Genomic DNA, 22,519 nt, shown 5'->3' with positions numbered 1-22,519 from the left:
ATCGGCATAGCGGGCCCGAAGCTAGCGTCTGCGATGCTCCACTGCGAACTTGATCAGCTCAGCCTGCCCCTCGATGGTTGCTGATCTGTACGCTGACCGCTGGCTGGCAGAAGAGTTTTTCCGCGAGCGGCAGAATGCGCGATACGGATCGGGGGCTGGAAAGTGCTGTTGAGCTGACCATCCGCTTATCCCGAAAATAAAAGAGCGCAACGGTTCGCACCGTTGCGCTCTTTTCCTTGCGTGCCGCTCATTCACGAGCGGCACGAATACAAATGCAGGCAGCCTGCTCAACGCTCAGCTTGCGGCTGCCGTTGTTCTTTCTACTTTCTTGCCCTTACCTGCACGGCCGATCTCTTCCAGCTTGATCTCGACGTGACGCGAGAACACGTACTCGGCCGGACGCTGCTTGTCGAGCGGGATGTCCTTAGCGAACGCGCCCGAGGTCTTCGGACCACGCAGGCTGACCTTCAGTGCCTTCAGCGGATGCGCCACCGTATCCATCACGGCGGTCGCTTCGAAGCCGCAGTGGACCATGCAGTCCGCGCACTTCTCGTAGTTGCCGGTGCCGTAGGCGTCCCAGTTGGTCGTCTCCATCAGTTCCTTGAAGGTCTTCACATAACCTTCGCCGACCAGATAGCACGGCTTTTGCCAGCCAAACACCGTGCGCGCCGGATTACCCCACGGCGTGCATTCGTAGGTCTGGTTGCCGGCCAGGAAGTCGAGGAACATGCCCGACTGGCTGAACGACCAGTTCTTGCCATTGTTGCCGCGCTTGAAGATTTCGCGGAACAGGTGCTTGGTCTTGTCGCGGTTCAGGAAGTGCTGTTGATCCGGCGCGCGTTCGTACGCATAACCCGGCGACACGGTAATGCCGTCGACGCCCATCGGCCCGAGCGTGTCGAAGAACGCGGCGACGCGTTCCGGCACGGCGTCGTTGAACAGCGTGCAGTTGATGTTGACGCGGAAACCGCGGCGCTTCGCTTCGCGGATCGCGTCGACGGCCTTCTCATAGACGCCTTCCTGCGACACCGAGTGATCGTGTGCTTCCTTGTCGCCGTCGAGGTGAACCGACCATACGAAGTACGGATTCGGCTCGTAGTCGTCCATCTTCTTTTCCATCAGCAGCGCGTTCGTGCACAGGTACACGAATTTCTTGCGCGCGATGATGCCCTTCACGATCTGCGGCATTTCCTTGTGCAGCAGCGGCTCACCGCCGGCGATCGACACCACGGGCGCGCCGCATTCGTCGACGGCGCCGAGGCATTCTTCCAGCGACAGGCGCTGGTTCAGGATAGGATCCGGATAGTCAATCTTGCCGCAGCCATTGCAGGCCAGATTGCAGCGGAACAGGGGCTCGAGCATCAGCGCGAGCGGGTAGCGTTTGTTGCCCGAAAAGTGCTGGCGCATGATGTAAGCGCCCACCCGGACCTTCTGTAGCAGCGGAATAGACAATCTGTCCTCCTTAAACTTCGCGTGCGGCGAGTGGTTGCGTCAGCTTCGACGGCAACTTGAATTCGACTTTCTCTTCACGGCCCGCCATCGTCGTGACGTCGACGGGTCCCAATGCGCGCAGCGCATCGATTACGTTTTCAACCATTTCTTCCGGCGCCGAAGCACCCGCCGTGATGCCGACCGTCTGCGCATTCGCGAACCACTCCGGCTTCACTTCGGAACCATCGGCGACGAGGTAGCTCGGCACACCTGTTTCGCTGCCGATTTCGCGCAGCCGGTTCGAGTTCGAACTGTTCGTCGCACCCACCACCAGCAGCACATCGACCTGCGTGCTCAACTCGCGCACCGCCGCCTGGCGGTTTTGCGTTGCGTAGCAGATGTCGCGCGTGTCCGGGCCGACGATGTCGGTGAACCGGCGCAGCAGCGCGTCGATGATGCCGCGCGTATCGTCGACCGACAGCGTCGTCTGCGTCACGTACGCAAGCGGCGTGTCGAGCGGCAGATCGAGCGTCGCGACTTCGGCTTCGCTCTGCACGAGCAGCACCTTGCCGGGAATCTGCCCGATCGTTCCTTCGACTTCCGGATGGCCCGCGTGGCCGATCAGGATCAGTGTGCGGCCAGCGCCGACGTACTGACGCCCCTGTACGTGTACCTTGGTGACGAGCGGGCAGGTCGCGTCGAGCACATCGAGCCCGCGCTGCTCGGCGTCACGTTCGACGCTTTGCGCCACGCCATGCGCGCTGAAGATCGCGACGGCGCCTTCCGGCACCTCGTCCAGTTCTTCGACGAAGCGCGCCCCTTTTTGACGCAGGTTATCGACCACGTGGCGATTGTGGACGATTTCATGGCGCACATAGACCGGCGCGCCGTGTTGAAGCAGTGCGCGATCGACGATTTCGATCGCACGGACAACACCCGCACAAAAGCCGCGGGGTTGAGCAAGGATGACTCGCATAGGCTGGCGAACTCCGACTGACGCGGGTCTCGAAGAAGCCGGTAACAATGACTTTATCGCCGCGACCATCATATTAATGGATGCATTAAGTCCGACAAAAAGCCGGCGCACCGAAACCAAACGCGCATTCTAACGCTATCGCGGCCTCCTTGCTTTCCTGAACACACCGGATACAACACCTGCCGCAGCAACAATGACCGCTGCACCCGACATGCGGAACCCTTAAACTATCAGGCCTTGCGGTGGTTGTTTACAACCGCATTACTGAATGCATTTGGGGCTCGCTGGATGGAAGTCGATCACTACGAAAACTTTCCTGTTGCACGCGCGTTGCTGTCGAAGTCGTCAGGCGGGCTGGTGGGCTGGCTGGCAGTGTCGGTCGAGGGTAACGCATGATGCTGTTTCTTTTTGTCCTTTCCTGCCTGTCGCTGCTGATCTGGTGTGTCCTGCTGTTTGCCCGTGGCGGCTTCTGGCGGGCGCGTCCCGCGGCGCCGCTCGCGGTGCCGGCACGAAGCGGCGAGGGTGACGCATGGCCTGCTGTGGTCGCTGTGGTGCCGGCACGTAACGAAGCCGACGTGATCGCGCGAGCCGTCGCTTCGCTGCTCGGCCAGGATTACGCGGGCGCATTTCATGTGATCGTCGTCGACGACCATAGCACCGATGGTACTGCCGACGCCGCCCGGGCCGCCGCGCTGCAACTGCAATGTCCTGACCGCCTGACGGTGCTCACGGCGAAGCCGTTGCCGGCGGGCTGGTCGGGCAAGGTGTGGGCGCAGTCGCAGGGCATCGGGGCCGTGAAAACGCTCGGTTTGCCCGCCGACTACCTGCTGCTCACCGATGCGGACATCGGCCATCCCGCCGACGCCGTCACGCAGCTGGTGGTGCGCGCGGACGAGGAAAAGCGCGATCTCGTCTCGCTGATGGTCCGGCTGCGCTGCGATTCGTTCTGGGAAAAGGGGTTGATTCCCGCGTTCGTGTTCTTCTTCGCGAAGCTGTACCCGTTTTCGTGGGTGAACAACCCGCGCAACAAGACGGCTGCGGCGGCTGGCGGCTGCATGCTCGTGCGCCGTACGGCGCTGGAGGAAGCGGGCGGCATCGAATCGATCCGCGCCGAACTGATCGACGATTGCAGTCTCGCGGCGCGCATCAAGCATCGCGGTGAAGGCCGGCATCCGATCCGGCTGGATGTCGCGGCGCGCAGCGTTTCGCTGCGTCCGTACGACAGTTGGCGCGACATCTGGAACATGATTGCGCGCACGGCGTTCACCCAGCTGCACTATTCGGGCTGGCTGCTGGCAGGCACGCTGGCCGGCATGACGATCATCTATCTGATACCGCCGGTGGTGGCGATTGTGCTCGGACCGCTGGGCTGGCCTGCGTGGCTCGCCTGGGCCGCGATGTGCTGCGCGTATGCGCCGATGCTGCGCTACTACGGCCGCTCCCCGCTGTGGGCGCCGTTCCTTCCGCTGGTGGCGCTGTTCTACGTCGGTGCAACGTTCGCGTCGGCGGTGCGTTACTGGCGCGGCAAGGGTGGCCAGTGGAAGGCGCGCGTTCAGGCGCCGACGCAGGGGCGCCAGGAAAACTGAGGGAGTGCGGTCAGGCGGTGCGCGGCGCGATTGCACCGCGCGCCGCTTTTGCATGGAAGGCGGGTTAGCGTTGCATCAACGCTGCGTCAACATCATGTACATCTGGATGACCATGTCCGGCGAGAACGTGAACGGCACCCAGCCGTGGCCGGTATGGCGCATCACCAGCAGACGGTCGCCGTTCGACTGTTTCTGCGCGGCCATCACCGGATTCTTCGTCGACGCGAAGCGCCAGCCAGGCGGTATCGCGCCCGGCGGCTCCGGCTTCATCGATGCACGCGCATTCGCCAGTTCTTCGATCAGCTGACCGATCTGCCCCGGGTTCAGCGAGACGGTCTTTCCGCCGATCGTCATCGTGATTTCGTTCTGGCCCGGGCGACCGACCAGCAGCGTCAACTCTTCGGTGGCAATGTCTGCCGCGTTGTCCATGGCAGATGCGGTGGTGGCATCCGCGCTGGCAGCTTCCGTGGCAACGTTGGCGGCGGGTTCTGCGGTGGCCGATGCCGGCACGGGTTGCACGGCGTGCGTGTCCGGCGCAGCGGCTGCGGCGGGAAATTCAGGGGTGGCTTCCTGGGCGGCCACGGCTTTCGGGGCCAGCGCGACTTGAATGAGCTGATCGACGCCCGTTTCAAGCGCGCCGATCTGTTCTTGAAGATTCATGCGAGGCTTTTTCCGGTAAGACCCGCGATTTTACCTGTTACGCGCCGCCTTTGACCTTTCGCCGTCTTGCCGACGTTGTAACAAAGTGCTTGAACAGCGCGAGGACTCCTTCCTCGCAGGTGCGGGTTGGCCGAACTCAAGCCTTCAGATAGCCCGCCTGCCTGAACCACTCCAGTGCATCGCGGAGCCCTTCGCGATACGGCCGCGCCCGATAACCGAGTTCGCGTTCCGCCTTCGCCGACGTGAAGTACATCTTGTTCTTCGACATCTTCAGTCCGTCGACAGTGACGAACGGCTCGCGTTTCGTGATCCTCGCGACGGCTTCCGCGCCGATCGCCAGCGGGTACAGCGGCCAGCGCGGCAGTGCGAGTGTCGGCGGCTTGCGGCCGGTGAGATTCGCGATGTCGGCCAGCATGGCCTGCAACGGCAGGTTTTCGCCACCGAGAATATAGCGTTCACCCACCTTGCCCCGTTCGAGCGCCAGGAAGTGGCCGGCAGCGACGTCGTCGACGTGGACCAGATTCAGCCCGGTATCGACGAACGCCGGAATCTTGCCGAGCGCCGCTTCGACGATGATGCGTCCGGTCGGTGTCGGCTTCACGTCGCGCGGGCCGATTGGCGTCGATGGGTTGACGATGACGGCGGGCAGGCCGTCGTTGGCGATCATGCGTTCCACCGCGCGTTCGGCGAGCACCTTGCTGCGCTTGTAGACGCCGATCGCCTTGTCGGCTGCGAGCGGCGAGGTTTCGTCGGCGGACTGGCCCGAGTTCGTGACTTTCAGCGTCGCGACGCTGCTCGTGTAGACGATGCGCTCGACGCCTTCCTTCAGCGCCGCACGCATCGTCGCCTCGGTGCCTTCGAGATTCGCGCGTTCGATGTCGGACGGGTCCGGCGCCCACAGGCGATAGTCGGCGGCGACGTGGAACAGATAGCGCACGCCGCGCAGCGCAGCGCGCATCGACGCCTCGTCGCGCATGTCGCCCACGACGATTTCCGCGTCGAGCGCTTCGACATTGCGTCGCGGACTCGTCGCGCGGACGAGCACGCGCACTGCACAGCCCTTCTGTTGCGCAATACGGGCGACGGCCGATCCGACAAAGCCGGACGCGCCGGTGACGAGCACGAGGTCGCGATTCTGATCGGTCATTCTTTTCTGACTTCCCTGTCTGGCGTGTGAGGGCGCTGCGCGATTGCGGGCAGCGCTGGTTGATCGTCGTCGGATTGTACGTGGCGCGCGTGAGATGGTCACCGGAGCTGACAGTCCACGCGAAGACGTTCGACGCGGGCAGCAGCATCGCCACGACGCGACTAAAATGCCGGGTTGAAAAGATAGTCAGGAGATGTCCGCATGACCGGCCCGGATCTGGATTCGCGAATCGAAACGTATTACGTGCGCGTGCGGGGTCACGTGCAGGGCGTCGGCTTCCGTCATGCGACCGTGCGCCAGGCGCACGCGCTCGGCATCAAGGGATGGGTATTGAACCGGGACGACGGCTCAGTCGAAGCCCTGTTGCAAGGGCCCGCCAATCAGGTGGACAGGATGCTGTCCTGGCTGCGCCACGGGCCGCCTGCGGCGCGCGTGACGGAAGTCACCGGCGAAGAGCGGTTCACCGACAAGCGCTACGAGCGCTTCGAACAGCACTGAAACGACGCGCCCGTTTTACGGCACACCTCTTCGCGGACGGCGGAGGATGGCCTGTTGCAGGCGTTGCTGCCTGCACGCGCGGAGCACACACGGCGAGAGCGGCCAGAGAACCGGCCGCTTCGCCCGCAACCCCGCCGCGCGGGACGTCAGCGCGCGACCAGCAGACTTTCCGCAAATCCCCAATCACACTCGACCCACTGACGCAGGCACGCGAATCCCGCGTCGTCCGCGATGGCGTCGACTTCTTCCGCGCGGTACTTGTGGCTGCTTTCAGTCCAGATCGTCTCGCCTTCTTCGAGCGTGACGGACAGTTTCGCCGCTCGCACGTGCGCACTCACGCGGCGCTTTGCGCGCAGATGCATCTCGATGCTGCGCGCCTCGGGATTGAAGCGCGCGACGTGCTCGAATGCATCGAGCGGAAAGTCGCCGCCCAGTTCGCGATTGACCCGCGCGAGCAGGTTCAGGTTGAACGCGGCGGTGACGCCGATCGGATCGTCATACGCGGCGATCAGCGTCGGCACGGGCTTGTCGAGATCCGTACCCAGCAGCAACGCATCGCCGGGCTTGAGCATCATGCGGATATCGCGCAGAAAGCGCGTGGCGGCAAGCCGGGCGAAATTGCCGATCGTGCTGCCGAGAAACAGCACCAGCAACTGTTCGCCAGCCGGCCGCTTTTCGCTGACTTCCGCAAGCCCGGCGAGATAGTCGCGTTCATAGCCGACGATCGAAATGCGCTCGATATCACCCAGCTCGCGACGACAGAGTTGCAACGCGGTGCGCGAAATTTCAATCGGGCAGTAAGAAGTGGGGCGCTTTTTACACAGTGCTTCCAGAATCCGGCGCGTTTTTCGGCCACTGCCGCTGCCGAGTTCGGCGACCGTCACATCGGGGGAAAGCTGCGCGACGATGTCGGTGGCGTGCCGCGTCAGCAGTCGCTCTTCCGAGCGCGTGACGCCGTATTCGGGCAGAGCGGTGATGACCTCGAAGAGCGCGGAACCCACTTCGTCATAGAGATACTTGGAAGGCAGTTCCTTCTGCGGGGAGTGTGTCAGGCCGGCGCGGATATCCGCTGCAAATCCGGGCGACACATCTTGCAATAGCGCAGGCTGAGTCATGCAGGGGTCCTCTTTCAGGTGACGGCTGCTGGCCGTGCGGTGGGCGCGCATCGCGAGTCGATGTGCACAGGAAGGTGGACGAAAGCGTCTGCGTTTGTGTCGATAAAGACAGGCTTTGAAGCAAGAACCGCGCTTGCCGCGTGCGCTGACGTTCTGAAAGGGATCGGCGGCGCGTTCGCAGGACCGATGAAGTTACGTTCTAGTTCATCAATCGCCAATGCGCACGAAATAAATACAGTGGGCCATCTGTGTGACAACCCGTCTAGAATGCCGGCTTGCATTCACGAGGCGGCGCCACACGTCATTCGCGAGACCGTCCGTCAGAGACAATCGAAACGATGAAAAAGAACAGAATCGCGTCCACGTGCGGCGCGGCGAACGTATGCGCCCCCATTTCCCGCGTTGCCGGACTATCGTTGCGGCAGGCCAGCCGATGAATCAGTATGAACCGGGACGCGGCATTGCACTGTCCGTCGCCGCGTCGACCCTGTTTGCGCTGCTATCGGCTTACGCGAAGCTTCTCGCGCCGCTGACCGGCCTCGACATCTTCGCGTGGCGCATCATCTGGACGCTGCCGGGCGCGTGGCTGCTGATCACGCTGCGCGGGCGTCTGCCGCAATTGCGCGAACTGGCGGCGCGGGCTGCGATACAACCGAAAATCGCACTCTTGATGATCGTCAGCGCCGCGCTGCTGGGCGCGCAACTGTGGGTCTTCCTGTGGGCGCCGCTGCATGGGCGAATGCTGGAAGTGTCGCTGGGCTATTTTCTGTTACCGCTGACGATGGTGCTCCTCGGCCGCTTTTACTACCACGAGCGGCTCGACACGCTGCAATGGCTCGCGGTCGGCTTTGCGGCTCTGGGCGTCGCCCACGAATTGTGGGTGACGCGCGCATTTTCGTGGCCGACGCTGCTCGTCTCACTCGGCTACCCGCCCTACTTCGTGCTGCGGCGCAAAATCAAGGCGGATTCGCTGACGACGTTCGCGCTCGAAATCACGTTGCTGTTTCCGGCTGCCATCGCGTTCGTCGCAGCAGGCGGCTCGCTTACGATGCTGAGCGGCCGCTACGATATGTGGCTTCTGCTGCTGCCGGGGCTGGGCGCGCTGAGCACGGTGGCCCTCGGATCGTATCTGAAGGCGAGCCGGTTACTGCCGATGGCGCTCTTCGGCATCCTAGGGTATGTCGAGCCCGTGCTGCTTGTGATCGTCTCTGTGACCTTGCTCGGCGAAACGCTTTCGGCAGAGCAACTTGCGACATACATACCGATCTGGATCGCGGTTGCGCTCACGGCACTGCATAGCGTGCGACTGGTGCGCTTCGCGCCGCGCTAATGGCGCTAATGGCGCTGATGTTGATGCTGATGCGCCACGGCCTTACCTGCGTTGATGCGCGTTGGCCCGACCTGTGCTTCGATCGCCTCGCGAAGGGCGGGCCGCCAGCCGAAGCCGAATAGCACTTCGGCAAGCACGAACAGTGGACCGATCGCGAGGCCGATCACGTCATCGACGAAGGCGGGCTTGCGATGCTCATACGCGATGTGGCCAACCAACTGAAACACCCAGCCCACCAGGAAAAGGCCGATGCCCGCGCTGAGCCAAGTCGGTGTTGATTGCGCTGCGAGCCACTGGCCGGCCAGGAGGCACAGCGCGGACACGATTGCCATCATCAAGCCGAGCGGCACATCGAGCACGAGATAGTAGACGGTTGCCGTGACGAACAACGCCAGCGCGGGTGAAAGCGCGAAGGGCAGGCCGCCAGCCATCCATGCCGGGCGGCTCAGCAGCACGGCGAGCGCGGCGACGATCATCGGAATGCCGACCAGATGAGTCGCGATGTTGCGCTGGTCCCGATGGTAGGCCGCGTACTGGCCAAGTTGTTCCGTCAGCGTTCTCATGGATGCCGCTCCGTGGTCCGATTCGCCATAATCGCGTGCAACAGGATTTCAAACCATCGGGTAGCCGACAATTCAGCACGGATGTCGCGATATGAATTCGAGTCTTTCTTCCAGTCGACTTGCTGATCTTCCCACAGACAGATACGCCGCGTTGATCGACGTGCTCGGCAACAGTGCGTGGTTTGCCGCATGCGGGGAAGATCTGCGGGCACAGCTTGTCGCTTTGGGACGCGTACTGCCTCTGCCTAGCGGGACCCGGCTCTTCATGCGGGGAGACGCCGATGATGGCCTCTATTGCGTGCTTGAGGGATCGATACGCATCAGCGCTGCAAGTTTCAGCGGCAAGGAAGCGCTGCTCGCGGTCATCGAGCCAGTCAACTGGTTCGGTGAGATCGCGCTGTTCGACGGCCGGGAGCGGACCCACGATGCCTGGGCGGAACGCGATTCGATGTTGTTTTATGTGCCGCGTTTCGCGCTTGTTGCGTTGCTCGAGCGACGACCGGACTACTGGCACGCGTTCGGTCTGCTTCTGACGCACAAGCTGCGGCTCGCTTTTGAAGCGATCGAAGACGCAGCGCTGCTGCCTGCTGCGCAACGCATCGCGCGGCGCTTGCTGATGATGGCGCGCGACTTTGGCGAGCCACACGCGGCGCGGAGCGTGCTCAGAGTACTGCAGGAAGATCTGGCGATGATGCTGGCCCTATCGCGGCAGACCACCAATCAGGTGCTGCGTCAGTTCGAAATGCGCGGCGCCCTGAAGCTGCGTTACGGCGAGATCGAGATCGTCGACGCGGGAAGACTCGCGATGCTGGCCGAGCCGCAAGCGGGGGCATAGTGGGCGGGCAAGCTACCAGCAAGATGATGCTTGCGGACAGAAAAAAGGCGAGTCTCGCGACTCGCCCTCGAATGGCCTCTTCCGGTTATATTCGGCGCGCCGGAAGACGCCTGACCGATGACGTTATTGCGTTTTTGTCGTATCGGCCTTGGTGTTAGCCTGCGTAGCGTTGACTTCTTTTGCCGTTCCCGCCTTGTCCTGCGCGACTTTGGGTTCAGCAGCGTGTTTCTTGTGCGCGACCTTGACGTGCTTCTTCGCGCCGGCTGCGGGCTTCGTCGCGGGAGCATCGGCCGCGGTCTTGTTTGCGGTGGCGTCGGTCTTCTTCGATGCGTCAGCATTCAGACTGGCGGACTTTGAAGCCTTCAGAGGCGCCTCTGCAGCCGCGGGCGCCGAAGCGGGCGCAGCAGTCTGGGCGAATGCCGTCGAAACGAGCAGAGCGGAAGCGAGTGCGGCGAAAATCATCTTCATTATTTGACTCCGTGGGATCGCGGCTGAGAATGTTCAGCGCTGCCGGTTTAACGCGGTGGCGATGACGCCAGTTGACGCGCTTCTGGTGACAAAACGTAACGGCGGCCAAACGCATTCAGCTAAAAGAAAAGACCCGCGGTGATTAAACCGGCGGGTCTCTTTAAGCGTGCATCAAGAAAGCGCGAGTGCGCCACAAACGCTAACTGAACGGATTGTCGATGACACCTGGTTTCGCGTCCGGTTCGTCCTTGATCCTGTCGGGCAGTGTGCCTTCGGCCTGCAAGGACTCGACGACACTATCCAGCGCCTGCTTCAGTGCGAGCGCCGCCTGCAGGCCGCGTTTGTCTTTCGTGAGTTCCAGCGTGCCTGCGACGACAACGCGCGTCGCGCCGTTCGTTACCGTGAGGGCGTCGCCCTGGATGTTGAGGACGTCGTCATCGTTCGAGTAAGCCTTAAACACCTTTTAGTCCTCCAGGTTTCTGGTCCTTCAGATTTTCCGGAATGCCCGGAAAGCGAATGCCGCTCATCGATTCGACTTCGTGAATCGAGTGCATGTCATAGCGATTCGTCGCGACATTATCGACCACGATCGCGAACGCCATCTGTTTCGATGGAATGTAGACGACCTTGAACAGCTGCGTCGGCACGAACACCCGGGTCGGACCAATGGTCTGCAACTGCTGCCCGTTGAACATCGGCCCCGTGATGACATAGGTATCGTCGTACCTTGTCGTGAGTCTGCGCACGGCCGTCTCGATGCGCGACCACAGGCGCTGATTGTTCTCGCGATTTTGCGGCACGACGTTCGCGAGCGAGAAGGACTCGGCCATCGCTTCCTCATTCCAGCGATTGCCCGCCGGACTCATATGACCGCGATCGAAGCCGCTGCGCTTGTAGTCGGCGAGCGTCGCGCCTTCGCCCTCCGGCAGGCGCGAGTCTTCGAAGAATTTGTTGGTGCGCACCATGTCTTTGGCGGCTTCGATGTGATCACGCGTCAGATGTTCCGCCGACCACAGCGGCCCGTGCGTAATACCGGAATGAAGCACCGCGAAATCGGCGTAGCAGAGCACGCGCGTTTTCGGCGTCATCCGTGGATTGGTCAGCACGGGGAACTGATCGTTGGGAGCGAACCCGGTGCAGGAGGGCGCAGCGGCCATAGCATGGCCGGCGACTGCGATCAACAGACAGGAAAACAGCTTCTTCATATGCGGAGCGATCGATGAGCGGGGCGCAAGTATAGCGTCGTCCGTCGCGTCGAACGCTGACCGTTACATCGGCATACGAAACAAATAAGGAAACAGCCGGGGAGACGAGAAAAACAGGAGGGACAAAAAAAGGGCCGCCTTGCAGCGACCCGAATACGTGGAGTCACCACTTTAGGCGCGCAAGCTTAAGAGCGACTTAACTGCCATCCGGTATCGCTTCTGCACGGCATGCGGAGTCGAAGCTTTTGCTTTCGGTACGGCGCCGGACGGAACGAAAACCGCTGCGATCAACGTGCGCTGTCTGGACGGTATCGATCTCGATGCGCTGCATCCGACACCATTCGACGGCGCGAGCCGCTCATTCCATCACACGCAAAAAGGGCGCGCTCACGAAACCAGGCACGCCCCGCAAAAAAGCGGCGCAACTCAGCCATCGAAGACGCCATGCTCGGCATGCACGGGTTGTCTGTCGACAGCCTGCAGCCGCCAGTATCCGTTCGTCGGTGCGCGAGCTTTGGGCGAGGACCACGCTGCCGATCCCTGCGCCGCGCTTACACGCTGCTTCCGGTCGACATGCAAACCGCGCAGCGTACAAAGCGGCGCCTCCGTGCTGGGCGCGCAGAGCATCGTGACGCCATCGACGTCGCGCATTTCGCCCCATGGCGGCATGTCGATCCCCTGGTGCGATTCCCTCGACCACCGATGCTGATCGGTATCGAGCCATAGAACAGCATAGTCATGATTCACGGTGGGATCGGACCCGTTAATCAAAATGGTGAGACGCATAACCGGCTCCGGCAAAAAAGCAGAAAGACCTAACAAGTCTATGTCGGAGCATTGCTTATGCAAGACGTTCCCGAAACTTCGGCACGATAGATGTAACGGATTGCGCAGCAGCGTCGCCGTGCTGCAGCACAGCAATTCTCGACGTTGTAGAACCTGCCCGGAAATTCACCACAAGCGCGTCAAAAAGCACACAATCGACTATCGAAGGCATTGAAAAACACTATTGGGGAACAGGTTTCACAGCTTCTAGATTAAGAAGGCACGGTAGAGACGCGCGCGTGCTGCCGTGCGCTCATGCAGACGATTGCTCTTCCAATCGCGCGCCCACAATACAGGCTGGAAGGAGGTTCAGATGTCACAACTGAAAGGTTCGAAGACCGAAGAGAATCTGAAGTTCGCGTTTGCTGGTGAATCCCAGGCGAACCGCCGCTATCTATACTTTGCTGCGAAGGCGGACGTGGAGGGACAGAACGACGTCGCCGCGCTGTTCCGCTCAACGGCGGAAGGGGAAACCGGTCACGCACACGGTCACCTCGAATATCTGGAAGCGGTCGGCGATCCCGCTACTGGCCTGCCGATCGGCTCGTCGCGTCTGAATCTGCAGGCGGCGATCGCGGGCGAAACGCACGAATACACGGACATGTACCCGGGTATGGCGAAAGCGGCGCGCGAAGAAGGCTTCGACGAAATCGCGAACTGGTTCGAAACGCTGGCGAAAGCCGAGCGCAGCCACGCCAACCGCTATACAAAAGCGCTCGAAGTACTCTCCGACTAGCGCGTCACGGTGGGGCGGTAAATGACGACTCGCATTGACCGGGTCGGGGGCGCGTTGGCGTCGTCCACGCGCTGAGGCCGGCAGGCCGTACTGCCTGCGGCTTTCATTTGCCGGCTGCGCCCGTTGAGTGGCTGCACCGCGTGCGGCGCGGTGCGGCATTTCTTCGTCTGAACTTCGTCCCACTGCATCGTCTTCGCACAGGAGCCTGATGCCATGCCCCACAAGGAAGGCAGTCTCGAGGCGCCCACCCGTCACCCGCTCGACTGGCTCTCGGACGGGTTTTACGACCAGAACTCGCTCGACACGGAGCTGGCGCGCGTGTTCGATATCTGTGCCGGATGCCGGCGTTGCGTGTCGCTGTGCGGCGCGTTTCCGGCGTTGTTCGATCTCGTCGACGAAACCGATAGCGGCGAAGCGCACGATGTCGATAAACGGGAATTCGGCAAGGTCGTCGACCAGTGTTATCTGTGCGATCTGTGCTACATGACGAAATGCCCATACGTGCCGCCGCATCCGTGGAACGTGGATTTTCCGCATCTGATGCTGCGCGCCAAGGCCGTCAACTACCGGCGCGGCGACGTGCCGATACGGGACAAATTTCTCTCCAACACCGACGCGCTCGGTCACTTCGCAGGCATTCCCATCGTCACGCAGACGGTTAACGCGGTGAATCACACCACGGTGGCGCGCGGCGTAATGGAAAAAGCGCTCGGCGTGGACAAGGATGCATGGCTGCCCGATTTCGCGGCGCACAAGTTCCGCAGCACGGCGAAGAAGTCGCAGGCTGCGCAGGTTCGCGACGGTGAACGCACGCCGGGCAAGGTCGCGATTTACGCCACCTGCTATGTGAATTTCAACGAGCCGGGCATCGGCCACGATCTGCTCGCCGTGCTGGCGCATAACGATATTCCGTACGAACTGGTCGCGAGCGAGGCATGCTGCGGCATGCCGCTGCTCGAACAGGGCAACCTGCAAGGCGTCGCGGCCAAGAAAGAGAAGAACATGCCCGTGCTCGCGAGGTACGCGCGCGAAGGCTACGCGATCATCGGCGCGATACCGAGCTGCGTGCTGATGTACAAACACGAACTGCCGCTGATGTTCCCTGACGACAAGGACGTGCGCGCGGTCAGTGAAGCGTTCTGGGATCCCTTCGAGTACTTCGTCGCGCGGCATCGCGACGGGCTGCTCAAGACGGACTTCAAGAGAGCGCTCGGCAAGGTGTCGTATCACGTGCCGTGTCACGCTCGCGTGCAGAACATTGGCCGCAAGACTTTCGAAACACTGAAGCTCGTGCCGGACACGCAGATCGACGTCGTCGAACGTTGCTCCGGTCATGCCGGAACGTTTGGCGTGAAGAAAGAGTTTCACGCCATGGCGATGAAGATCGGCAAGCCGGTCTTCAAGGCGATGGCGCAGCCCGAGCCCGATTACATCTCGTCGGATTGCCAGCTGGCGGGACACCACATCGAACAGGGCATCGGCGAAAGCGGATCACGCCGGGCCACGCTCGCGCATCCATTGACGCTGCTGCGCAAGGCCTACGGCATCTGACACCGCAAACCGCAAGCACCCCAACAACACCGCAATCGCAAGGAAAGCGCTATGAGCATTGCCCGCAATTCGTTGCTATCGCTTGAAATGTACGCGAAGTCGCGCAAGACGCTGCGCGAGCAGGTGATCGAACACAAGAAACTGCGCACCGTCCCGCTCGGCAACCACGTGACGTTCCTGTTCGAAGACGAAACGACGATTCGCTATCAGATCCAGGAAATGCTTCACATCGAGAAAATTTTCGACGAAGAGGGCATCCAGGGCGAACTCGATGCTTACCTGCCGCTCGTGCCAGACGGCAGCAACCTGAAAGCGACGATGCAGATCGAGTATGAAAACGAGATCGAGCGGCGCGCGGCCCTGGGGCGGCTGATCGGCATCGAGGATCGCGTGTTCCTGCAGGTCGACGGCGAGCCCCCGGTGTATGCCATCGCAGATGAAGATCTGGAGCGCGAGAACGACGAAAAGACCTCGGCGGTGCACTTTGTGCGCTTCGAGTTGACGCCGTCGATGAAGGCGCGCCTGCGGGACGGTGCGGCGTTGCAGATCGGCAGCGATCATCCGAACTACCCGGTGCCGGTTCACACGATCGACTCGAGCGTTCGGGCTTCGCTGGTGAAAGACCTCAAGTAAGGCCGGACGGCAGAGGCTCCTGGTAAAAGCTTTCAATGACCTGACCCGCTGGCTGGCCGGCCCATGTAGCATGGCTGCGTCGACACAGCGATCGCGGAGTCAGGTGATGAAACACACCCTTTGGCGCTTCACCCTGGCGACGGCGTGTCTGGGCATGATCGCGTCGGCGGGCTTAGCCGCCGACACCGTGCCGAACACGATGCCTGCGCCCGTTGTCTACGTGGCCGATTTCGATCTCGATGCAGCCGCCATCAAACCCGACGAGAGCCCCCCTAAGCGCGCGCGGCACCTGATCGGGAATCTGCTGCCTCGCGGTCCGGTGGTGCCGGAAGAGGATCCGCAGGTGCACGCCCGGAAGATCGTTTCGTCCATGGCGGACAGGATCACGTCCGATCTGAAGAAGGCTGGCATTGACGCGCGCCGTCTGCCGCCCGGAGTGGCGCCGCCGGACGGGGGCTGGGTCGTGCGCGGCGTGTTTCTGAGCGTCGACGAGGGCAACCGGATCCGGCGCGCGGTGGTGGGCTTCGGCGCGGGGCAGGGTAGCCTGCAGGTGGCCGTGGCGGTCAACGATCTCGCGACGCAAGGTCAGCAACCGCTCTACGAAGACGTCGACGGCGGTTCGGGCGGGCATATGCCCGGTGCGATCGTCAAACTCAATCCGTATGTGGCGCTGGCGAAGTTCGTGCTGGCCGGCCACGACGAAGCCTCGACGATCAAGCACACGGCCCAGGACATCGCGGATATGGTGGTTCAGCGCGTACACGGCGCGCCCGCACAGTAGGGCGGCCTCCCGCCGCCTGGGCGGATTTCCCCGGTGTGCTTCGCGCCATCATGCTGATCTGTGGCGTCGGCGGTGCATGGCTCAAGGTAGCGGCGATCTTCGCGCCGGCCACCGTGTCGAAGACGATGATCGGCGGCAATCTCGACGTCGCGTTCTATATCGTCGCGGCCGTGCCGTTCCTCGCGGCGATCACCGTGCACTTGCTCGGGATCGAGACGAAGGGCAAGTTGCTGGAGCAACTGGAGATTTGATTCAGGCTTTAGCGTAGAAGAAAGCAGAAAGGGCGCGCCGCAAGGCGAGCCCTTTCTGCTCGTGGGTCGTCGTGCGACGTCTACAAGGTCTTGCGATAGACCACAAAGCCTGAACGGTCGGCGACGTCATCGTATAGCCGCATCGCCGTGTGATTCGTTTCATGCGTCTGCCAGTAGACGCGCTGCGAGTTCGCCGCTTTCGCCCGCTCGTACACGGCGTTGATCAACGCCCGGCCGATGCCTTTTCCACGAGCCGCTTCCACCGTGTACAGATCCTGCAGATAGCAGATCGGGCCGGCCATCGTCGTGTGTCGATGGAACAGGTAATGGACGAGGCCCAGCAGCTTGCCGTCGTTTTCGGCGACCAGCGCATGCATGGGCTCGTAACCATCGAAGAAGCGCGACCAGGTGAGATCGGTAATCTCGCGCGGCAACGCGGTTTCGCCGGAACGTCCGTAGAACGCGTTGTACGCGTCCCAGAGCGGCAGCCAGTTGTCGAAGTCGTCGCGTGTGACGGGTCGAACGTGGATGGGGGCGGTGGTCAAGTTCGTGGCTCCTTTGGCGTGTGCGGCCGGCGATCTGCGATTTTCGATCCCGGTCGATCCACGCGAGGATATGAAAATTGTGGTGCTATTGTTAGCCCCACCGGGAGACGGGAATCTGGAGCCACGCTACGCTTTATCGATGCAGTCGCGCTCCCTCAGTCTCCGTCACCACCCTCTACTTCTTTGCGCTCCCGGCGTTCTTCGTTGCCGCGGCGAGCGCGCAGGCGCTGGCGCGACAGTACGGTAATGACCTCGCCGGTGGATGCGCCAGCGGGAATCTCATTGCGGATGACGTTCGGCACCATCGGTAGCCCCGCGCGCCGGCGCCGCAGAGCCTTGGCGATGGCTCTTCGGCATTCGGGCCCGTGGCAATCCAGTTCGTCACGGATTTTTTCGCAGTAACGGCACTTGTCCATGACGAATAGTCTAACTGCAATCGCAGAAAGCCTATGGCTGCCGCATCTGGCGGCAGCCGGCCAGCAACGAAGCAGGGCGATTCGTTCGTCCACGTCCTTTCCCTTACTCCGCGTTGCCCCAGGAGACGAGCACGGCGTGTATGTCCCGTGCGTACTGGTCGCGGAGCCTGGGCGTCTCCGAATGGAAAGCGCCGATTGCCCGCCAGGTGTTCCCATAGCGCAGCATCTTCTGCTTCAGCATCCACGCCGCGACATAGATGTTGACGCACGCGTTCCTGAGCGCGCCCGGAGGCACGCCGTTGCGGCGCAGCTCGCCGAAATGCACGGAGTTGATCTGCGCCTGGCCGACGTCCACGCTACCGTCGGCATTGCGATGCACGGCCTCGGGGTCGCCTTTCGACTCGAACCAGGCGATTGCCTTCAGGATGACGGGGTTCACTCCTTGATAGACCCCCGCTTCCTCGAAGCAGTTTTCATCCGCATGGGCGACGCCCGGCAATGCGGCAGCTGCCACAGCCAGAAGCGAAAGGAGACCGATCCGCAGCCAGCGCAACGGCACAAACAGCGACATGTTCATCATCAAGCTTGCCTCCGGCGGCTGGCTATCGCGACAAGGCGACCGCCTGCGCGGCCGTTGAAGAGCGCCGGTCGGATGGACCGGCTTGCAGCACTGCATCGAGTTGCCGTTCCACGTCCGCGAGATATTGACGCGACTTGTCGGTAACCACCATCCGCACGGGGGCTTCGGGCGCTTTCCGGCCAACAGTGCGCTTCGACTTTTTCGCAGACGGGCTGCCGCCCGGCGTGGAGGGTGCCTCGTCGACGCTCGCAGCAACAGCGGCAGGCAGGGAAGCCAGTGGCGGGAGCGGCGGAAGGAGCTGGTTCGGGCTGGCGGCCGCTGCGGCCGGCTTTGCCGCTACCGAGCCCGTAGCATGCGACGAAGCATCGTCCGCCGGTGGGCCGGCAAGCGCGGTCGCGGAGGCGAATGTCGCGACGAGGAGCGTGAATCGAAGCATGGCGAGTGGCCCCGGGTTATTCGGTCGGTCTGACCTGAATGCTGTACGGCTGGCAGCTTCCAACGGCCAGGTTCTCCAGCTGGATCGAGTTTGTCCGCTGAGGCGCAATCCCTCGCCGGATCGACTGGTTCAGATAGGCAAAGTCCTGCGGAAGAGCGGCGACGACTATGGTCGTCGACTGTGACTGCTTTGAGGCTACGCTCCCCACCTTGGTGAGGATTTCGGTCAGTTTGGGATCCCGGGCACCGAGCGCGTCCGCCGGGATGACGAAGTCGACGAGGTTGGCCGGCGCGGCATGGGCGTCGGCGTGCGCATCGGCGTTCGCGTCGGCGCGGCCGGCTTGCAACTGAGCGCACCCGGCGAGCACGGACACAACGAGGAGGCTGACTAGCAGTTTCAAGTTTGTCCCCTTCGAATGGAAATTGCCTTATCGGCAGGGACGGCGAATGGTTTACCCCTCAATGCGCAAACGATTGCCAGGCAAGGCGCAGGGCGTGAAATATCTTCGAATGATTGTATTAAGCGTTTCCTGTATTTGCGGGAATCACGCGGCCGACCGCTACAAGCTGGGTGTTGCAGCCGGCGGTTGCATGCCGCGGCCTGACACCGGAAAGCGGTGGCCCGGGCGGCGGGCGCAGGACCCGCCGCGTCTGCGGGGGGCTACGCCGGGCGCTTCGTGATGCGTCCGCCAAACATCCGGCGCGTCAGGTCGAACGCGACGAGATTTCCCGCGACCACCAGCACCAGCCCGACCACGGCCAGAACCGACCACTGGTAACCCTCGAACACGGTCGACACCAGCAGCGCGACAATCGGAAACAGCACCGTGCAATACGCGGCGCGTTCCGGCCCGATCCGACCGACGAGCGTCAGATAAGCCGTAAAGCCAATCACCGATCCCGGAATCGCGAGATACAGCAGCGCGCCGAGGTAGCGCGGCCCCGGCTCCAGTGCGAACGGCAGGCCGGCGGCGAGGCTGCCGACGGTCAACACGCTCGCGCCGATCAGCATCGCCCAGCTGTTGGTGACGAGCGGATGCAGGCCCATTCCCTGCATCCGGCTCGACAGCAGGTTGCCCGCCGAAAAACACATCGTCCCCAGAAATGCGATCGCGAGTCCGCGCCACATGACGAGGTCGCCCGCATGGTCAGCCATCTGCTGCTCGAACAGGCAGGCAATCCCGATCAGACCCAGCAACGCCCCGACGATCACCGATGGCTGCAAGCTGCGGCCCATGAAGAGGCGGCCGTTGATCGAGTTCAGCAACGGCGCGGTCGAAAACACCACGGCGACGAGTCCGCTCGGCACGACCTGCTCGGCATAGTAGAAACAGAGGAAGTTCACGCAGAAGAGCGCGAGCCCTTGCGCCGCGAGGTAGCGCCACGCGGCGCGCGGCGGCCACATCGGGCGGCGCATGATGCGCAGCAATGCGAACAGCACCAGCGCCGCAATCCAGAAGCGCCACGCAATCGAAACCGGTGGCGGCGTCACGCCGAGCTGCCACTTGATGGCGATCCAGGTCGTGCCCCAGATCAGCACGGTCAGGGCGTAGAGCGAAAGATTCATGGCAGGCGAGGCGCAAAGGCGGCAAATTCGGGAGCCCGACTATGCGCCGCAACGCGTCTTCGGATTTGTCCAGGATTGCGCTCTTTTGCCGGTGAACAAAGTGCCGTGCACGCGTTTACCCGGCGTTCACCCTATACTCGAACCCTCCAGCCCGCCATGCCACCTACGCCCCGTGAACCCCCGTCCGCCCGATGCGCTGATCGATCTCGCTGAGCCGCCCTTCGGCATGCACTCGGTGTGTCGGACGCTGGGCGAGTCGAACGCGACGCTCGAGCGCTTCGCGTGGCTGGGCGATCAGCTGGCGATTGCGATCTGGCGGCGCTATACGCTGGAAGTCGAGACGGTCTACGAGCAGCCGGGCCATCACACGCTGTCGTGCTATCTGAACGGCGGCTATCGAACCGAGCGGCACAAGCTGCCCGGACTGTACGGCGCACCGAGCCGCCTTTGTGCGCTGCCCGGCGATCACGAGTCGCGCTGGTGGGTGCGCGGTCATATGCACTTCATGCATCTGTATTTTCTGCCCGAACACTTCACGCGTCGCGCCGTGCTGGAACTCGACCGGGAGCCGCGCGAACTGACGCTGGCCGATCGCACCTATTTCGAACACGCGCAGATTGCGCAGCTTTGCCAGTCGCTGGCGAACGAGACCTGGGAAGATCCGGACGGGCGCCTGCGCGCCAACGAGACCTCGCACGAAGTGCTGAGCCTGCTGCTGCAGGCGCAATCGGTGTATCGGCCACATGCGGGGCTGAAGGGTGGCCTGTCACCGGCGACGCGGCGCCGGTTGCGCGACTTCATCGACGCGAATCTGACCGGGCCGCTTACACTGGGCGCGCTGGCTGATGTCGCGTGTCTGTCGGAATTTCACCTTGCGCGGATGTTCCGCACGTCGTTCGGTCTGCCGCCGCATGCGTGGATCGCGCAGCAGCGGCTCGACCGCGCCCGCTCCCTGCTGCGCGCCACGGACCTTCCGCTCGAACAGGTCGCCATTCGTTGCGGCTACGCCGATTCGAGCCACCTGAGCCATCGCTTCCGCGCCGCAGTCGGGGCGACGCCGTCCGCATTCCGGCGCACGATGCGATCGGTCTGATCGTTCATGCTGCAGTCAACGAAAACGGGACGCCGTCGGCGTCCCGTCAGAGCGTCACAACTCTTCTAACGTCTAGCTGCGCTGGATCGCGAACTTGCCGGGACCCGTGACGGCGAGCAGAAGCAGGCCGCCCATGATGCTGATGTTCTTGTAGAAGTTGATCATGTTCATCATCCGGTCAGCACCGTCGAGCGTCCAGTAATGGTGGCCGATCAGTGCGGTGCCGAACGTGTACAGGACGAACAGCAGAGCCAGCGGCCGGGTGAACACGCCGAGGATCAGCGCGATCGCGACGAAGAATTCCATCACCGCCGCAATGGCGGCCGACACGGCCGGCATCGGCGCGCCGAGCGATCCCATGTAGCCGACCGTTCCGCCGAAGTTCGTGAGCTTCGCCCAGCCGAACAGCACGAACAGCACCATTAGCAGTACACGCGCCACCAGAATCAGGGCGTCCTTGTTGCGTTCAATCGTTGCGTTCATTTTGTGTTTCTCCTTTGGACCGATCTATCGGGTATCAGGACATCAGTACATCAGGACCAGAGGGCGGACACTTCGATCGGCCGGAGGTCGAATACGAGCACTTCTGCGCCGTCGCCTTCCGAGAAGGTCAGCGCGGATTCGTTGCGAACACGAGCACCATCGCCTTCATTCAGGCGGGTACCGTTCACCGACACGCTGCCGCGGGCCACATGAATGTAGGCAAAGCGCTCGGCCGGCAGTTCGAGGCGCGCCTGTTCGTCGCCATCGAAGAGCCCGGCGTAGACACGCGCATCCTGGCGCACCTCGAGCGAATCATTCGCGCCATCCGGCGAGATGATGAGACGCAGGGCGCCGCGCTTGTCGGCCGCCGAAAAGTGCTTCTGCTGATAACGCGGCTCCGCGCCATTCGTCGACGGTGCGATCCAGATCTGCATGAAATGCACCGGTTCGCTCTTCGAGTGGTTGTACTCGCTGTGGGCGACGCCTGTGCCTGCACTCATCAACTGCACGTCGCCGGGACGGATGACCGAGCCCGTGCCCATCGTGTCTGCGTGTTCCAGCGCGCCTTCCAGCACATACGAAAAGATCTCCATGTCGCGGTGCGGATGCTTGCCGAAACCGCGGGCGGGCGCGACGCGGTCGTCGTTGATCACGAGCAGGTCCGAGAAGCCGACTTGCTGCGGATCGACATACTGCGCGAACGAAAAGGTGTGACGCGAGCTGAGCCAGCCGTGCTCGCCCCGACCGCGTTGATCTGCCTTGCGAATGTCCAGCATGATGGTTCTCCAGTTGTGTGGCGCGTCGATGGC

27 protein-coding genes and 2 pseudogenes are annotated in these 22,519 nt (G+C 62.5%); 11 read left to right on the top strand and 18 right to left on the bottom strand.

Features of this window, described 5'->3' with window-relative positions:
- Positions 1-109 precede the first annotated feature (109 nt).
- Positions 110-172: pseudogene (locus P3T23_RS02000) on the top strand (CstA-like transporter-associated (seleno)protein); the annotation flags it as partial.
- A 122-nt stretch (positions 173-294) separates the two neighbouring features.
- On the opposite strand, the gene hpnH reads toward P3T23_RS02000, so the two are convergent.
- A complete protein-coding gene (hpnH, locus tag P3T23_RS01995; RefSeq protein WP_429314511.1) occupies positions 295-1,452 on the bottom strand; it encodes an adenosyl-hopene transferase HpnH in 1,158 nt (385 codons plus the stop codon).
- Between the two features lie 10 nt (positions 1,453-1,462).
- Positions 1,463-2,407: a 4-hydroxy-3-methylbut-2-enyl diphosphate reductase gene (gene ispH / locus P3T23_RS01990; protein WP_429314510.1), complete on the bottom strand. Its 945-nt coding sequence runs from the start codon at positions 2,405-2,407 to the stop codon at positions 1,463-1,465.
- A 392-nt stretch (positions 2,408-2,799) separates the two neighbouring features.
- Here ispH and P3T23_RS01985 point away from each other — a divergent pair, with 392 nt between their 5' ends.
- Positions 2,800-3,993, top strand: coding sequence for a glycosyltransferase (locus P3T23_RS01985; RefSeq protein WP_429314509.1), 1,194 nt, complete (start codon positions 2,800-2,802; stop codon positions 3,991-3,993).
- 75 nt (positions 3,994-4,068) lie between these two features.
- Here the strand turns inward: P3T23_RS01985 and P3T23_RS01980 are convergent, their stop codons facing one another.
- The gene (locus tag P3T23_RS01980) at positions 4,069-4,653 is read right to left on the bottom strand and encodes a hypothetical protein (protein ID WP_429314508.1); all 585 of its coding nucleotides are present in this window, start codon (positions 4,651-4,653) and stop codon (positions 4,069-4,071) included.
- 136 nt (positions 4,654-4,789) lie between these two features.
- The gene (gene hpnA, locus P3T23_RS01975) at positions 4,790-5,800 is read right to left on the bottom strand and encodes a hopanoid-associated sugar epimerase (protein ID WP_429314507.1); all 1,011 of its coding nucleotides are present in this window, start codon (positions 5,798-5,800) and stop codon (positions 4,790-4,792) included.
- Between the two features lie 201 nt (positions 5,801-6,001).
- Between hpnA and P3T23_RS01970 the strand changes: the two genes are divergently transcribed.
- Positions 6,002-6,298, top strand: a complete 297-nt coding sequence (locus P3T23_RS01970) for an acylphosphatase (RefSeq protein ID WP_429314506.1) — start codon at positions 6,002-6,004, stop codon at positions 6,296-6,298.
- 146 nt (positions 6,299-6,444) lie between these two features.
- On the opposite strand, the gene egtD is transcribed toward P3T23_RS01970, so the two are convergent.
- Entirely contained in the window at positions 6,445-7,413 is a 969-nt protein-coding gene (egtD, locus tag P3T23_RS01965) for an L-histidine N(alpha)-methyltransferase (RefSeq protein WP_429314505.1), read from the bottom strand.
- A 433-nt stretch (positions 7,414-7,846) separates the two neighbouring features.
- Between egtD and rarD the strand changes: the two genes are divergently transcribed.
- On the top strand, positions 7,847-8,743 hold the full coding sequence (gene rarD, locus P3T23_RS01960) for an EamA family transporter RarD (RefSeq protein ID WP_429314504.1): 897 nt from the start codon (positions 7,847-7,849) through the stop codon (positions 8,741-8,743).
- A 5-nt stretch (positions 8,744-8,748) separates the two neighbouring features.
- Here the strand turns inward: rarD and P3T23_RS01955 are convergent, their stop codons facing one another.
- Complete coding sequence (locus P3T23_RS01955; RefSeq protein WP_429314503.1) at positions 8,749-9,306, bottom strand: DUF962 domain-containing protein; 558 nt, start codon at positions 9,304-9,306, stop codon at positions 8,749-8,751.
- Between the two features lie 91 nt (positions 9,307-9,397).
- Here P3T23_RS01955 and P3T23_RS01950 point away from each other — a divergent pair, with 91 nt between their 5' ends.
- On the top strand, positions 9,398-10,141 hold the full coding sequence (locus tag P3T23_RS01950) for a Crp/Fnr family transcriptional regulator (protein ID WP_429314502.1): 744 nt from the start codon (positions 9,398-9,400) through the stop codon (positions 10,139-10,141).
- Between the two features lie 123 nt (positions 10,142-10,264).
- Here P3T23_RS01950 and P3T23_RS01945 read toward each other — a convergent pair whose 3' ends face one another.
- The 4 genes from P3T23_RS01945 to P3T23_RS01930 all read right to left on the bottom strand — a co-directional run bounded on the left by P3T23_RS01945 (position 10,265) and on the right by P3T23_RS01930 (position 12,600).
- Positions 10,265-10,609, bottom strand: a complete 345-nt coding sequence (locus P3T23_RS01945; RefSeq protein WP_429314501.1) for a hypothetical protein — start codon at positions 10,607-10,609, stop codon at positions 10,265-10,267.
- Positions 10,610-10,808: 199 nt separating this feature from the next.
- Positions 10,809-11,069 carry a hypothetical protein gene (locus P3T23_RS01940; protein ID WP_429314500.1) on the bottom strand — a complete coding sequence of 87 codons (261 nt, stop codon included), beginning with the start codon at positions 11,067-11,069 and terminating at the stop codon, positions 10,809-10,811.
- On the bottom strand, positions 11,062-11,814 hold the full coding sequence (locus tag P3T23_RS01935) for a DNA/RNA non-specific endonuclease (RefSeq protein WP_429314499.1): 753 nt from the start codon (positions 11,812-11,814) through the stop codon (positions 11,062-11,064). The genes P3T23_RS01940 and P3T23_RS01935 overlap by 8 nt, the downstream gene beginning before the upstream one ends.
- 426 nt (positions 11,815-12,240) lie before the next feature.
- Positions 12,241-12,600: a DUF3564 domain-containing protein gene (locus P3T23_RS01930; protein WP_429314498.1), complete on the bottom strand. Its 360-nt coding sequence runs from the start codon at positions 12,598-12,600 to the stop codon at positions 12,241-12,243.
- A 352-nt stretch (positions 12,601-12,952) separates the two neighbouring features.
- On the opposite strand from P3T23_RS01930, the gene P3T23_RS01925 reads away from it, so the two are divergent.
- The 5 genes and pseudogenes from P3T23_RS01925 to P3T23_RS01905 all read left to right on the top strand — a co-directional run.
- Complete coding sequence (locus P3T23_RS01925; RefSeq protein ID WP_133665600.1) at positions 12,953-13,375, top strand: rubrerythrin family protein; 423 nt, start codon at positions 12,953-12,955, stop codon at positions 13,373-13,375.
- A gap of 213 nt (positions 13,376-13,588) precedes the next feature.
- Positions 13,589-14,926: a heterodisulfide reductase-related iron-sulfur binding cluster gene (locus tag P3T23_RS01920; protein ID WP_429314497.1), complete on the top strand. Its 1,338-nt coding sequence runs from the start codon at positions 13,589-13,591 to the stop codon at positions 14,924-14,926.
- A gap of 51 nt (positions 14,927-14,977) precedes the next feature.
- Positions 14,978-15,559: a DUF3501 family protein gene (locus P3T23_RS01915; RefSeq protein ID WP_429314496.1), complete on the top strand. Its 582-nt coding sequence runs from the start codon at positions 14,978-14,980 to the stop codon at positions 15,557-15,559.
- A 106-nt stretch (positions 15,560-15,665) separates the two neighbouring features.
- Positions 15,666-16,340 (top strand): DUF4410 domain-containing protein, encoded by a 675-nt coding sequence (locus tag P3T23_RS01910; protein ID WP_429314495.1) that lies wholly within the window; start codon positions 15,666-15,668, stop codon positions 16,338-16,340.
- A 53-nt stretch (positions 16,341-16,393) separates the two neighbouring features.
- A pseudogene (locus P3T23_RS01905) lies at positions 16,394-16,591 on the top strand (MFS transporter); the annotation flags it as partial.
- A gap of 80 nt (positions 16,592-16,671) precedes the next feature.
- On the opposite strand, the gene P3T23_RS01900 reads toward P3T23_RS01905, so the two are convergent.
- From P3T23_RS01900 to P3T23_RS01875, 6 genes are all read right to left on the bottom strand, one after another.
- Positions 16,672-17,136: an N-acetyltransferase family protein gene (locus P3T23_RS01900; RefSeq protein WP_429314494.1), complete on the bottom strand. Its 465-nt coding sequence runs from the start codon at positions 17,134-17,136 to the stop codon at positions 16,672-16,674.
- 155 nt (positions 17,137-17,291) lie between these two features.
- Entirely contained in the window at positions 17,292-17,552 is a 261-nt protein-coding gene (locus tag P3T23_RS01895) for a hypothetical protein (protein ID WP_429314835.1), read from the bottom strand.
- A 103-nt stretch (positions 17,553-17,655) separates the two neighbouring features.
- Entirely contained in the window at positions 17,656-18,129 is a 474-nt protein-coding gene (locus P3T23_RS01890; RefSeq protein ID WP_429314834.1) for a lytic transglycosylase domain-containing protein, read from the bottom strand.
- 25 nt (positions 18,130-18,154) lie between these two features.
- On the bottom strand, positions 18,155-18,568 hold the full coding sequence (locus tag P3T23_RS01885; protein WP_429314493.1) for a hypothetical protein: 414 nt from the start codon (positions 18,566-18,568) through the stop codon (positions 18,155-18,157).
- Between the two features lie 16 nt (positions 18,569-18,584).
- Positions 18,585-18,968 carry a hypothetical protein gene (locus P3T23_RS01880; protein ID WP_429314492.1) on the bottom strand — a complete coding sequence of 128 codons (384 nt, stop codon included), beginning with the start codon at positions 18,966-18,968 and terminating at the stop codon, positions 18,585-18,587.
- A 260-nt stretch (positions 18,969-19,228) separates the two neighbouring features.
- Positions 19,229-20,134 (bottom strand): DMT family transporter, encoded by a 906-nt coding sequence (locus P3T23_RS01875; RefSeq protein WP_429314491.1) that lies wholly within the window; start codon positions 20,132-20,134, stop codon positions 19,229-19,231.
- A 226-nt stretch (positions 20,135-20,360) separates the two neighbouring features.
- Here P3T23_RS01875 and P3T23_RS01870 point away from each other — a divergent pair, with 226 nt between their 5' ends.
- Positions 20,361-21,227 (top strand): helix-turn-helix domain-containing protein, encoded by an 867-nt coding sequence (locus tag P3T23_RS01870; protein ID WP_429314833.1) that lies wholly within the window; start codon positions 20,361-20,363, stop codon positions 21,225-21,227.
- Positions 21,228-21,299: 72 nt separating this feature from the next.
- On the opposite strand, the gene P3T23_RS01865 is transcribed toward P3T23_RS01870, so the two are convergent.
- Positions 21,300-21,710, bottom strand: a complete 411-nt coding sequence (locus P3T23_RS01865; protein ID WP_429314490.1) for a DoxX family protein — start codon at positions 21,708-21,710, stop codon at positions 21,300-21,302.
- 50 nt (positions 21,711-21,760) lie between these two features.
- Positions 21,761-22,486: a pirin family protein gene (locus P3T23_RS01860; protein ID WP_429314489.1), complete on the bottom strand. Its 726-nt coding sequence runs from the start codon at positions 22,484-22,486 to the stop codon at positions 21,761-21,763.
- Between the last annotated feature and the right edge of the window lie 33 nt (positions 22,487-22,519).

This window comes from Paraburkholderia sp. GAS448, from assembly GCF_050435685.1.
In the GTDB taxonomy this organism is placed as follows: domain Bacteria; phylum Pseudomonadota; class Gammaproteobacteria; order Burkholderiales; family Burkholderiaceae; genus Paraburkholderia.
The sequence above is the reverse complement of the archived record's forward strand: the minus strand, read 5'-3'. Positions and strand labels throughout refer to the sequence as shown.

Excerpts from the sequence above, each read along its gene's own strand:
- P3T23_RS01935 (WP_429314499.1), bottom strand. The coding sequence starts at position 11,814 with ATGAAGAAGCTGTTTTCCTGTCTGTTGATCGCAGTCGCCGGCCATGCT.
- P3T23_RS01915 (WP_429314496.1), top strand. The coding sequence starts at position 14,978 with ATGAGCATTGCCCGCAATTCGTTGCTATCGCTTGAAATGTACGCGAAG.
- ispH (WP_429314510.1), bottom strand. The coding sequence starts at position 2,407 with ATGCGAGTCATCCTTGCTCAACCCCGCGGCTTTTGTGCGGGTGTTGTC.
- P3T23_RS01955 (WP_429314503.1), bottom strand. The coding sequence starts at position 9,306 with ATGAGAACGCTGACGGAACAACTTGGCCAGTACGCGGCCTACCATCGG.
- P3T23_RS01870 (WP_429314833.1), top strand. The coding sequence starts at position 20,361 with ATGCACTCGGTGTGTCGGACGCTGGGCGAGTCGAACGCGACGCTCGAG.
- P3T23_RS01885 (WP_429314493.1), bottom strand. The coding sequence starts at position 18,568 with ATGCTTCGATTCACGCTCCTCGTCGCGACATTCGCCTCCGCGACCGCG.
- P3T23_RS01930 (WP_429314498.1), bottom strand. The coding sequence starts at position 12,600 with ATGCGTCTCACCATTTTGATTAACGGGTCCGATCCCACCGTGAATCAT.
- P3T23_RS01895 (WP_429314835.1), bottom strand. The coding sequence starts at position 17,552 with ATGGACAAGTGCCGTTACTGCGAAAAAATCCGTGACGAACTGGATTGC.
- P3T23_RS01980 (WP_429314508.1), bottom strand. The coding sequence starts at position 4,653 with ATGAATCTTCAAGAACAGATCGGCGCGCTTGAAACGGGCGTCGATCAG.
- P3T23_RS01910 (WP_429314495.1), top strand. The coding sequence starts at position 15,666 with ATGAAACACACCCTTTGGCGCTTCACCCTGGCGACGGCGTGTCTGGGC.
- hpnA (WP_429314507.1), bottom strand. The coding sequence starts at position 5,800 with ATGACCGATCAGAATCGCGACCTCGTGCTCGTCACCGGCGCGTCCGGC.
- P3T23_RS01920 (WP_429314497.1), top strand. The coding sequence starts at position 13,589 with ATGCCCCACAAGGAAGGCAGTCTCGAGGCGCCCACCCGTCACCCGCTC.
- P3T23_RS01970 (WP_429314506.1), top strand. The coding sequence starts at position 6,002 with ATGACCGGCCCGGATCTGGATTCGCGAATCGAAACGTATTACGTGCGC.
- egtD (WP_429314505.1), bottom strand. The coding sequence starts at position 7,413 with ATGACTCAGCCTGCGCTATTGCAAGATGTGTCGCCCGGATTTGCAGCG.
- P3T23_RS01875 (WP_429314491.1), bottom strand. The coding sequence starts at position 20,134 with ATGAATCTTTCGCTCTACGCCCTGACCGTGCTGATCTGGGGCACGACC.
- P3T23_RS01925 (WP_133665600.1), top strand. The coding sequence starts at position 12,953 with ATGTCACAACTGAAAGGTTCGAAGACCGAAGAGAATCTGAAGTTCGCG.
- P3T23_RS01950 (WP_429314502.1), top strand. The coding sequence starts at position 9,398 with ATGAATTCGAGTCTTTCTTCCAGTCGACTTGCTGATCTTCCCACAGAC.
- P3T23_RS01890 (WP_429314834.1), bottom strand. The coding sequence starts at position 18,129 with ATGAACATGTCGCTGTTTGTGCCGTTGCGCTGGCTGCGGATCGGTCTC.
- P3T23_RS01985 (WP_429314509.1), top strand. The coding sequence starts at position 2,800 with ATGATGCTGTTTCTTTTTGTCCTTTCCTGCCTGTCGCTGCTGATCTGG.
- rarD (WP_429314504.1), top strand. The coding sequence starts at position 7,847 with ATGAATCAGTATGAACCGGGACGCGGCATTGCACTGTCCGTCGCCGCG.
- P3T23_RS01865 (WP_429314490.1), bottom strand. The coding sequence starts at position 21,710 with ATGAACGCAACGATTGAACGCAACAAGGACGCCCTGATTCTGGTGGCG.
- P3T23_RS01945 (WP_429314501.1), bottom strand. The coding sequence starts at position 10,609 with ATGAAGATGATTTTCGCCGCACTCGCTTCCGCTCTGCTCGTTTCGACG.
- P3T23_RS01860 (WP_429314489.1), bottom strand. The coding sequence starts at position 22,486 with ATGCTGGACATTCGCAAGGCAGATCAACGCGGTCGGGGCGAGCACGGC.